At 46.5% G+C, this 1503-nt stretch carries 1 protein-coding gene; it reads left to right on the top strand.

Annotation, left to right across the window (positions count from 1 at the left end):
• The first annotated feature begins 370 nt into the window (after nt 1–370).
• On the top strand, nt 371–1342 hold the full coding sequence (locus O9300_RS09215; protein WP_004163287.1) for a LysR family transcriptional regulator: 972 nt from the start codon (nt 371–373) through the stop codon (nt 1340–1342).
• The last annotated feature ends 161 nt before the right edge of the window (nt 1343–1503 follow it).

Genomic DNA, 1503 nt, shown 5'->3' with positions numbered 1-1503 from the left:
CAGCAAAAAAGGCTCAAACCATTACGGGACAAAGGGTTAACCTCGATTTATGATTTTCCTTGATATATCTGGGTTTCAGCGATTTTGGGCTTCTCGAAGTAAATCCCAAGCGGGGATTGGAGTTGAGGCTTTTCTCGATTTATTTTTTGTCTAAGTCCCAGTAATCGGAACAGGTGCTTTTGAATTAGCAAAAGATAGCCTCACAGCTTCCGAGCAACTTTTAGCCCGATTTCCAGATGCTCAAAGTAGTTCAAGGCTGACCGATGAAATAACTGATAACTGAGAAAACGGTAGCAATTTCTACCAAAAGTCAGAATAAAATTCGTTATTGTCATAAAGTCATGACGGAATGTAATTAAAACGAGAAAGAATGCGGATCGAGCAATTGCAAGCCTTTTTAGCCGTAGCCGATACGGGCAATTTTGGTCAAGCCGCGCGCCAGTGTGGAGTCACCCAATCGACTATCAGCCGCCAGATTCAATCCCTAGAAACCGATTTGGGCTTACCTCTTTTTCATCGTACCGCCCAAGCGAAGTTAACCATTGCCGGGGAGAAATTACTGCCCCGGGCGAAACGGATTTGTCAAGAATGGACGAATATTCACGAGGAAATCACGGACCTACAGGCAGGAAAACAGCCAGAATTGTGCGTTGCGGCGATTCATTCCGTGTGCGCCCACTATTTACCGCCGATTTTGCCGAAATTTTGTGCTGAATACCCAGAAGTTCAGTTAAGAGTTACAGCCCTAGGCAGCGATCGCGCCTTAAAAGTGCTGCGGGATGGTTTAGTAGATGTGGCGTTGGTAATGAATAATCGTTTTCTCACCTCTAGCCCGGAGATGGTGGTCGAGGTATTATACCAAGAAGCGATCGAAATTCTCATGGCCGCTAATCATCCCCTCGCCCAATACAAAGAAGTGCCATGGTCAGAATTAATCCCCTATCCGCAAGTGGTTTTCAAAGACGGCTACGGAATGCAAAGATTAGTACAAGAATGGTTTTCCCGTCAGGATGCCCACCTGAAAACTGTCATGGAATTAAACACCCTCGATGCTTTTCGCGGTGTGGTGCGTCAGGGTAATATTATCGCTCTTCTGCCCCAATCCGCCCTGATGGAAGCCCGTAGCGATGCCACCCTCGCCATTCGTCCTCTTGCTTCCCCTAGTAGCGAAAATCCCCATCTTAACAATGGTAAATTTAGTCATCGTCTCACCCGTCAGGTAGTCCTTGTCACCACTAGCGATCGCCTACAGATACCACCGATAGCTCATTTTTGTCAATTAGTGCGGCAAATGAATCAAAGTGTGGTTAAAAGCTTAGAAAACCACCCCGTCCAGCCTTAGCAATCCCCATCAATCCTATTTAGGGTTTGCTGAAAAAGCTTTTCCTAGGAGCAGGGTGTGGGGTGTGGGGTGTGGGGTGTGGGGTTTTACCGATTTTCAGGTGGTCAATTACCTAATTTTCAGGGAAAAAGTCCCGGAATTTTCCCCCCAATCACTCCAAA

This window comes from Microcystis sp. LE19-195.1E (assembly GCF_027532095.1).
GTDB classification, from domain to species: Bacteria; Cyanobacteriota; Cyanobacteriia; order Cyanobacteriales; family Microcystaceae; genus Microcystis; species Microcystis aeruginosa.
Note: the sequence above shows the minus strand (reverse complement) of the source record. Positions and strands in the feature narration are given on the sequence as shown.